The sequence below is a fragment of the Roseibium sp. RKSG952 genome (genome assembly GCF_009711355.1).
In genome coordinates this window covers 1-9,169 of record NZ_SMMF01000783.1, presented here as the reverse complement: position 1 = coordinate 9,169, position 9,169 = coordinate 1, and the positions used below count along the sequence as shown (strand labels likewise).

General features: G+C 55.9%; 9 protein-coding genes and 1 pseudogene. 2 read left to right on the top strand and 8 right to left on the bottom strand.

What is annotated here, in order from left to right:
* The 4 genes from recJ to E1297_RS06625 form a co-directional block, all read right to left on the bottom strand.
* The coding region (gene recJ, locus E1297_RS06640) for a single-stranded-DNA-specific exonuclease RecJ (RefSeq protein ID WP_209015677.1) at window positions 1-1,381 on the bottom strand (1,381 nt) is incomplete at its 3' end.
* A gap of 179 nt (window positions 1,382-1,560) precedes the next feature.
* Window positions 1,561-2,538, bottom strand: coding sequence for a class II fructose-bisphosphatase (glpX, locus tag E1297_RS06635; protein ID WP_155135498.1), 978 nt, complete (start codon window positions 2,536-2,538; stop codon window positions 1,561-1,563).
* 71 nt (window positions 2,539-2,609) lie between these two features.
* Complete coding sequence (locus E1297_RS06630; RefSeq protein ID WP_155135496.1) at window positions 2,610-3,896, bottom strand: homoserine dehydrogenase; 1,287 nt, start codon at window positions 3,894-3,896, stop codon at window positions 2,610-2,612.
* Window positions 3,897-4,032: 136 nt separating this feature from the next.
* The gene (locus E1297_RS06625) at window positions 4,033-4,281 is read right to left on the bottom strand and encodes a hypothetical protein (RefSeq protein ID WP_155135494.1); all 249 of its coding nucleotides are present in this window, start codon (window positions 4,279-4,281) and stop codon (window positions 4,033-4,035) included.
* 101 nt (window positions 4,282-4,382) lie between these two features.
* On the opposite strand from E1297_RS06625, the gene E1297_RS06620 reads away from it, so the two are divergent.
* Window positions 4,383-4,970: a TetR/AcrR family transcriptional regulator gene (locus tag E1297_RS06620; protein WP_155135492.1), complete on the top strand. Its 588-nt coding sequence runs from the start codon at window positions 4,383-4,385 to the stop codon at window positions 4,968-4,970.
* A 35-nt stretch (window positions 4,971-5,005) separates the two neighbouring features.
* Here the strand turns inward: E1297_RS06620 and E1297_RS06615 are convergent, their stop codons facing one another.
* Window positions 5,006-5,917, bottom strand: coding sequence for a pirin family protein (locus tag E1297_RS06615; protein WP_155135490.1), 912 nt, complete (start codon window positions 5,915-5,917; stop codon window positions 5,006-5,008).
* Window positions 5,918-6,064: 147 nt separating this feature from the next.
* Here E1297_RS06615 and E1297_RS06610 point away from each other — a divergent pair, with 147 nt between their 5' ends.
* Complete coding sequence (locus E1297_RS06610; protein WP_209015676.1) at window positions 6,065-6,547, top strand: hypothetical protein; 483 nt, start codon at window positions 6,065-6,067, stop codon at window positions 6,545-6,547.
* A 3-nt stretch (window positions 6,548-6,550) separates the two neighbouring features.
* Here the strand turns inward: E1297_RS06610 and E1297_RS06605 are convergent, their stop codons facing one another.
* From E1297_RS06605 to E1297_RS06595, 3 genes and pseudogenes are all read right to left on the bottom strand, one after another.
* The gene (locus E1297_RS06605; protein WP_196223222.1) at window positions 6,551-7,138 is read right to left on the bottom strand and encodes a TadE/TadG family type IV pilus assembly protein; all 588 of its coding nucleotides are present in this window, start codon (window positions 7,136-7,138) and stop codon (window positions 6,551-6,553) included.
* The gene (locus E1297_RS06600; RefSeq protein WP_155135486.1) at window positions 7,125-7,688 is read right to left on the bottom strand and encodes a TadE/TadG family type IV pilus assembly protein; all 564 of its coding nucleotides are present in this window, start codon (window positions 7,686-7,688) and stop codon (window positions 7,125-7,127) included. Before E1297_RS06600 ends, E1297_RS06605 begins: the two co-directional genes overlap by 14 nt.
* Window positions 7,685-9,169, bottom strand: a pseudogene (locus E1297_RS06595) (hypothetical protein); the annotation flags it as partial. The pseudogene E1297_RS06595 and the gene E1297_RS06600, both read right to left, overlap by 4 nt.

The following is a 9,169-nucleotide window of genomic DNA, read 5'->3' as shown; positions in this document are numbered from 1 at the left end:
GGCCAGCCTGTTCGATCTGCTCAATTAGATCGACGGTTGCAGCACCGGGCATCAGGGCGCCATCCAGTTTCAGATCGACAGGGCCGCCTTGACCAGCACCTTGTTTGGCCAGCAGTTCGCTCAGACGCTCCATGGCTGGTTCCAGCTTGTCACGCATAACTGTCAGGCCCGCTGCCATCTTGTGGCCACCGCCCTTGACCAAGAGCCCTTCGGCCGCCAGCCGTTGGATCGACGCGCCCAAATCCACACCAGAGACCGACCGGCCGGACCCCTTGCCCTCATCCCCATCGAAACCAATGACGATTGCGGGTCGGTTGGCTGCCTCTTTCAAACGCGAGGCGACAATTCCGACAACGCCGGGATGCCAGCCTTCACCAGCCGCCCAGACCAAAGGTGCATCCAGCCCGCGTTCTTCGGCCTCTTCCAATGCGGCCGCGCGCACGGCGTTTTCAATGTCCCGGCGTTCAGTGTTCAGTTCATCCAACCGCTGCGACAAGGCTTCGGCCTCAGTCATCGAGTCTGTACTGAGCAGCCGAGCGCCCAAATCCGCCTGACCGATCCGTCCACCCGCGTTTACACGCGGTCCGAGAAGAAAGCCGAGGTGATAGCTGTTGGGGGCTGAATCCATACGTGACACGTCCGACAGGGCCACCAGCCCGGGGCGTTGACGGCGCGCCATGATCTTGAGGCCCTGCTGCACCAATGCCCGGTTTGCGCCTATCAGTGGCGCAACATCTGCGACTGTTGCCAGAGCCACCAAATCCAACAGTGAGATCAGGTCTGGGCCTTTGATACCGGCTTCGCGCATCTGGCGCCCTGCCTCGACCAGCATCAGGAACACCACGCCTGCTGCACAGAAATAGCCCAGATCACCGCTTTCATCCTGTCGATTGGGATTCACCACCGCGACGCAATCCGGCAGCGTTTCTCCACCAAGGTGGTGATCCAAGACGATGACATCCGCGCCTTTGGCAGCAGCAATGGGTTCATGGCTCAGCGTTCCGCAATCGACACAGATGATGAGGTCGTGAGACGCCGCCAGCTCCTGCATCGCAGGTACATTGGGGCCGTACCCTTCATCGATGCGATCCGGAACATAGAGAGTGGCCTGCAGGCCCATCTGGCGCAGCCAGACAATCAACAGTGCTGCGGAACTGCCGCCATCCACATCATAGTCTGCAAAGACCGCAATCCGCTGTCTGCCGCGGACAGCTTGAATAAACCGTTCGGCTGCTTTTTCCATGTCCTTGAGGGTACGCGGATCAGGCAGCAGTTCCTTGAGCTTGGGTTCCAGAAATCCACGCGCCTCCATCGGCGGTACACCGCGTCGGGCCAATACCTGACTTACAGCACGAGGAAGGTCGGCTTGCTGAACAAGCATCTCCGCCGCCCTCTCAACGTCTGCGGAAGGGCCGACCCAGCGTCGCCCGGTTAGTGACTGCTCAACTCCAAGAAAGCTCAATGTCTGCTCCCGATAAAACAAGGCCGGACCCAATCGGACCCGGCCTTATGATCTAATACAGATACTCACGCGACAGGCGAGAGTTCAAGCCATCAGCCTCAGTCGTGAGACCACATCGGAGTGCGGTAGGACATGCGGCGCACGGAACCTGTTTTCGAACGCATCAGCAAGGTAGTTGTCTCGACCCAACCCGGCTCGCGCTTGATGCGCGGTAGCAGCGAACCACCAGTTACGCCGGTTGCGGCAAAGATCACGTCCGCCGTCACCATTTCATCCCGCGAATACACGCGATCCAGATCGGTGATCCCGGCCTTGGCTGCGCGTCCGCGTTCATCATCGTTGCGGAACAGCAGGCGACCAAAGATCTGCCCGCCCATGCATTTCAGTGCGGCAGCAGCCAGAACGCCCTCGGGCGCTCCGCCCTGACCCATGTACATGTCGATGCCGGTCACTTCACTTTCAGCGCAGTGCATGACGCCTGCGACGTCACCATCGGTGATCAGGCGGATCGATGCTCCGGTCTCGCGCACCTCGGCGATCATTGCCTCGTGGCGCGGACGTTCCAGAATGCAAACGGTGATGTCCGCAGGCTCGCACCCCTTTGCCTTGGCCAGGGCCTCGACACGTTCGCGTGGGCTCATGTCCAGATTCACAACGTTTTCGGGAAAGCCCGGACCAATTGCCAGTTTGTCCATATACACGTCAGGGGCATGCAGCATCGAGCCGCGCGGACCCATTGCAATCACGGTCAACGCGTTTGGCATATCCTTGGCTGTAAGCGTGGTGCCTTCCAGCGGATCCAGCGCGATATCAACGCCGGGTCCGTTGCCGGTTCCAACCTCTTCGCCGATATACAGCATCGGTGCTTCGTCCCGCTCACCTTCACCGATGACGACGACGCCCGAGATATCCAGCAGGTTCAGCTGTTCGCGCATCGCGTTTACGGCGGCCTGATCGGCAGCCTTTTCATCACCCCGGCCAACCAGCGAGGCTGAGGCCAGCGCCGCCTGTTCGGCAACCCGCGCGAGGCCCAGAGAAAGCATGCGGTCGTTAAAGTCGGTTTTGGCAGCGTTCATGCGATGTAATCCTTTGGTCAGCGAAGACATTATGTCCGGCATAGCCCGCCCATGGTGCAGGCTGCAAGAGTTCAGACCTGTTCAATGCGCAGTGCGACAGGTTCGCCCGAGACAACGTCCGTAGTTCTGAGATCATCAAGCGCCAGATCCAGCGTGGCGCGGGTGGTCTTGTGTGTAACGATGAGAACTGGTGCGGTGGCTTCGGAATGTGCGTATTGGCGCATACGGTCGATTGAAACGCCTGCGTTGCCCAGAATTGCCGCCACCTTGGCGAGTGCACCGGGTTTGTCCAACAGTGCAAGGCGCAGATAGTAAGGCGCTGGCAGGCCGGTTCGCGCTGGCAACGCCTCTGTCAGAGTGTTCGCCGGGCGGCCGAAGGTTGAGATTTGCAGACCGCGCGCCAGATCACAGACATCACCCATGACGGCGCTGGCAGTCGGGCCTTCTCCGGCACCGGGGCCGCGCAGAACGACCTGTTCAACAGCGTCACCTTCGATCACGACCATATTTGTTCCGCCCTCGAGCTGACCCAGAGGTGAATCGCTTGGGACAAGGCAGGGCTGCATCCGTTGTTCCAGGCCACGGGCAGAGCGTTGCGCAACGCCCAGCAGCTTGATGCGATAGCCCATATCGGCGGCTTGATGGATATCATCGAGGCTGATGTGCTGGATGCCTTCGATTTCGATGCCGTCGAAGTTCGGCTTTGTCCCGAAGGCAATTGAGGACAACAGAGCCAGCTTATGCGCCGCGTCAATGCCACCTACATCGAGGTTGGGATCGGCTTCGAGGTAACCAAGTTCGGCACATTCCTCGAACAGCGCATTGTAGCCCAGTTCCCGCGATTGCATCCGGGTCAGGATATAGTTGCAGGTGCCGTTCATTACGCCCATGACGCGCGTGATTTCGTTACCAGCCAGACCTTCGGTCAGGGACTTGATGATCGGGATGCCGCCTGCGACGGCTGCCTCGAACCGGATCACTCGGCCAGCACCTTCGGCGGTTTCAGCCAGTTCCTGACCATGGATCGCCAGCAGCGCCTTGTTTGCAGTCACGACATCCTTGCCACTGGCAAGTGCGGCCTCGACCGAAGCTTTGGCCGGGCCGTTTTCACCGCCCATGAGCTCTACGAAAACGTCGATATCGTCCCGTTTGGCCAACGCCACCGGATCGGTTTCCCAAGCATATTCAGACAGGCTTACACCGCGATCCTTGTTTGGGTCGCGCGCCGATACAGCAACGATTTCGATGGGGCGGCCCGTACGCGCCTGCAGCAGATCGGCATGACGGCGTACAATCTTGACGACACCAATGCCCACGGTTCCCAAACCCGCAATTCCAAGCCGCAGCGCCTTTGTCATTCCGTGGGTCCTTTCCGCTCGATCTGCCGTGTTAGACGAAACGTCCTTTGCAGGCTGCCTTAGCGGGTTCGGGGCAGGGGTGCAATGCGTCATCCACCAGCAAAGCCGGTGAATTTTCTGTGTCAGAATCGGTGTGTCAGTTGATTTCGGCGGCCTGCAGAGCTGCGGCTTTCTTGGCCAGCTCTTCACTGCGGGAGGTCAGTTCCTCTTCGACCTCAGAGGCCTCGCTGACGGGATCAACAGGGGTGCCAAGTGTTTCCTCAAGCGGGACGAGCTTGGGATAAGCCGCATTGCGGATGGATGGGGCCTCTTTCCCTTCCAACTCGGGAATATCCGTGCATCCGGCGAATGCCAGTAACAGGGTCAGCAGAGATACGTGTTTCATGACCAGCCTTTCGGGTATGCGTCCGGGTTCTGTGATGCATCTTTTACGAAGCTGGTTCAAGCAGGCTTCTATCTGAACATTTGTTCATATACGGTAGCCTTATGGCACGTACTCAAGGTTCTCATTCTGACATAACAGGTCCGCGTATCCGGCAGGCAGCGCTGAGGCTTTTTGCCCGGCACGGCTATGCTGCGGTTTCGATGCGTCAGATCGCTGGTGAAGTCGGTGTACAGGCGGGGGCGTTGTACAACTACACGCCAGACAAGCAGAGCCTGCTCTTCCGCCTGATGCAGCAGCATATGCAGGACCTGCTTGCGGCTTACAACGATCTGGAGACACAACCAGATGCCCTTGGCGCTTTGCGTCAGTTCGTGGGCTTTCATATCCGGTTCCATCTTGAACGGCCTGATGAGGTTTTCATCGCTTATATGGAGCTGCGGAACCTCTCGCCCGAGAACTTTACCGAGATCGAAGCGCTACGCCGCAGCTACGAAGACTCGCTGGAGAATGTTCTGCGGGAGGGTCAGCAAGAAGGCCTGTTCTCGATCGCAGATACCAAGATCGCCACTCTGGCGGTGATCGCCATGCTGAACGGCGTCATGACATGGTATCGGTCGGGTGGGCGATTATCGTTGGATGAGGTTGAGCTGATCTATTGGGATATGGTGCGTAAAGCAGTCACATCGTGAAAATGCCCGACCAAAAACGGCCGGGCATTTGGGTTTCAGTGCGCAGGCTGAATGAAAGTTCCATTTCGCAATTCACGAAAGGCCTGCTCCAGTTCTGATCGCGTGTTCATGACTATTGGACCATGCCATGCCACCGGTTCATTGATCGGAGCACCAGATATCAGCAGAAATCGAACACCTTCAGGTCCGGCCTGAACCGTGACCTCATCCCCTGTTCCAAACCGGACCAGAGTACGGTCACCGGACATATCGCGAATGTTGACTTCTTGTCCCGCGACTTCTTTTTCAAGAAGGATACCAGTTGGTTGCGATGCATCGGCAAACGCAGCTTGCCCTTCAAAAACATAGGCAAACGCCCGGCGGTAAGTATCTATGCGGAAAGTTTTTTTCACTCCCGCTGGAATTGAGATGTCCAGATATTGTGGGTCAGCTGCAATCCCATCAACTGGCCCGGTTTGCCCCCAGAATTCCCCAACGATGATCCGAACTATAGTACCGTCATCATCGGTAACCTCAGGGATTTCTTTGCTTTGAACATCTTGGTACCGCGGAGCAATCATCTTCTGCGCAGCGGGAAGATTGCCCCAAAGCTGAAACCCGTGCATCTGGCCATTTGTATTTCCGCTAGGCATCTCCTGATGCAGGATTCCTGATCCGGCAGTCATCCACTGGACATCACCTGCGCCCAGAGAACCGCTGTTGCCCAGCGAGTCGCTATGTTCGACCGTGCCTGACAGCACGTAAGTTATCGTCTCGATCCCGCGATGCGGATGCCAGGGGAAACCTGCCTGATAGTCTTCTGGCCTTTCATTCCTGAAATCGTCGAACAAAAGAAAAGGATCCAGTTCGGAAGGGTCCTGAAATCCAAAGGCTCGGTGTAGTTTGACGCCTGCACCCTCCATGGTTGGAACAGCGTTGCGTGTTTCTAATGTTGGTCTGAGGGACATAGCGACCTCCTGCTTGTACGAGCACTATGTATTTCGTGCAATCGTGCGGTCAATTTGCACTCGGGCACTACATCTGTGCAAATTTGTTCGTTTCATTTCGAGGTCTGTTGTCCGGCTGCGAAAGTCGCTAAACGACAAGGAAATCAGATGGAGACGACTATGCAGGACGAAGTGCTGGCAACAGTTGAGGCATCCGCGCCCAGACGTTGGATTGGGGTAGGGATGCTGACAACGGTTGGGGTGTTGGTTCTGTACGTCGCGCTTGCCTCGCCCCCAGCACCGGGGTGGCAATTGTTCCTGATTGCTGTCGGAGGGGCTGCGTTCTGGTTGGCCTACCGCATGTGGTTTGCGACCGCAGACCGGATCGAATTGACGCAATCGGAAATCAGAACAGGTTCCGGCCACAAGATTGCAGATGTGCAGGATATTGAGAGCGTAGATCGCGGGGTTTTCGCGTTCAAGCCGTCCAATGGATTTCTGATCCGTACCAAGACGTCAACCGGTGCCCGATGGGAACCCGGCCTTTGGTGGCGACTGGGGCATCGGGTCGGCGTAGGCGGGATGACCGCCGCCGCCGAAACCAAATTCATGTCAGAGGTTCTGTCCGCGATACTTGCCGAAAAGGAATGACCTTTAGCAGTTGTTCTCAGCGTTGATGTTGTCGAACACGCGCGGGTGCGTGAAAACAAAGTTGTTCATGTAGTAGGGCGGGCGCGTGACAAGCAGCTTGAAAGGCGGGCGATAGAGGTTGCTTGTTTCGACCACGATCATCTTGCCATTGTCCGGCATAGTGGGCAGACGGTCTTCGAGCTGATGAATGTTGCCGTTGTCCCACTTGGTGGTAAAGTCAGCACCCCGGGCGCAGGACCACAAGACATAGTGGCGCTTGTCAGGTTTGTCGTAGCGCAGGAATGAGATGCGCATGTTCATGTCAGACCGCTCTTCGACCATATTCTGCATCAAAGAATACAGCGTTTCCACATAAGTGGACGTAATGGTGCCGCGTTCACGAGAGATGATATCTGCTACCGCATAAGCGGCTTTCAGATTTCTCGCACTTTGGTGATAGCTGTTGAAGAACGTGTAGGATGCGGTCAGAGACCAAAACAGGACGGGCACCATCAACACTGCTTCGATCGTAATCAGTCCATCCTCGCTACGTTTGAAACGCTTGAGGTGGATCCGTAGTTTTCTGACGATTGAACTATTAAGCAGGCTCATGGACGAATACCGTTGTGGAATGTAATTCGAATTGACCGCTGGCATTCTCCCTGACGCCCTGGCCCAGGATTGTACTGATCCAAACGGGAGCAACCTCCATACATGCACGAATGATCATCAACTCGTTGGATGCACCCGCTTCAAAGACCCGATCCTCAGGTTTACGGACTTCCTCGGGCGTGTCCGCGCAAAGTGGAGTTTGATTCAAATTCTGCGCTGCCAAAGAAGAGAAGGGGTCGAGTGATTTCATCTCCAGAGACAGGTTTGCGCCGCAATCGGGAAGAAGTCGAGCGCGGTCACAGATCATATCTTTGAGCAGGTCATGCTTCCACTCGGTCTCGCCTGCAGGCAATCGGTTCAGCCGTACTTCGCGGATGGTTTCGTCCAGCGCACGTTCGAGATTTGCGTGATGGAACGACATCAAACCCAGATCAACGCCGGAGTAGGTTACCCAGATAAAGAAGGGAAACCAGAACAGCAGTTCAATCGTGGCGCTGCCGTCTTCGCGACGCCGAAACCGGCGCAGCCATATGGTCGCGCGGCGGATCATTGGGTCAACCGCAGGTTCTGAATTGTCGAACCGATCGAGGCAAAGACGTCAACGATATCCTCATTGGATGCCTCGTAATATGCGCCGTCGTCACTGATGCAGTATTTCAGCAGATTTTTAGCCGCTGTTGGGGCGTCAAAGGCGATTGAGAAAGTGATGACCTTCTCTTCCTTTGCTTTGTCACACAGCGATCTGACACGCGGGTCTTTGTCCGGCTGATCGAGTTCGTCCGATGCAGCATAGTACCAGTCGTAGGCATAGCTTGAGCCGTAAGCATCGTAGAGCATCTGATAGATACGATACTTGGTTGTACGTTTCCAAAGGTCTGGCCACGACAGCTCTACAACATCGGTGCCTTCTGACTTTTCTCTGGATCGGCTTCGGTTCATCGAATAGCAGGTACCGTTGCTGTAAGATGTGCATTGGTATTGCATATACTTCCTATTGCCTTCCCCATAGGCGTGATCCTGACGCTCGTCTCTCGCCCAATACCAACCCCTGCTGGAGTTGTATTCCGTCATCTCAACATCAGGCCAAATATAGTTGCTTTGATCGCGGTCGTAGAAGGAATAGATATCGTCAGATGCATTCCACCAGACGTCAGATGTACCCTGATGATAAGGCGGGAGGACCAAATGCTGCTTGGTATTTGCCCCGTCAGTCATCAGCACAACAACTTTCAGCGTATCCGCACTTTTGTTTGGTGCAGGGCGCGCTTTGAACTCTGTCGGTATATGACCGTCTTTGGACATTTCATTGGTCAGGTAACGGAAGCTCTCGTCCAACAGCGTCAGACCCCATTTCAGACCTACATCGATAGATGTCCAGCCATCCGCTTGCAGCAAGGCAATCTCATCCTTTAGCTTCTGAGCGTCCTTTTGCATAATCGTGATTTCACGATGGCTTGTGGCTGTGTTTGGCAAGCATGTGTAGCTTGTTACCACGCCGTTAGAGGGCCGATAGTCTGCATTTCCTGAATCGGTAAAGTGAAGTGTTTTGGGAATTGGCGTACCAACGCGGACGACTTGGCCGCTGTTTGGATCTTTGGCGTCAAAATTGTCAAAAGTTGTTGTTGTGAAGTCACCGCTGTTAAAGTCGATACAGTTGGCGATGTCGTTTTCACCTTCAGTTTTAAGCAGATCCATCAGGTAACTGGGTATCGCAACCTGTTCGGAATAGGGCACGATCGAGATCGACAATTTGCCGTCCTCGGACTTGTTGATCATCTCGTCGATAAAATTGTTGGCTGCTTTCTTGAGGTTGGTCAGCTTGGTGCCGCGCATCGAGCCCGAGACGTCCAGAACCAGCGAAATTTCCACGTTGCCGATCGACTCTTCAGCCACGCTGGACGCGACGCTGGCGATTGTTTCAACACCGCGCCACTTCATGAAGTGCATTTCGATGTCCATCTTCGCGCTCGCTTCGACGCGGCGATAGCCTTCAAGCACCACCGCTTGCGATCCGCAGGTCTCCGGCTCGAC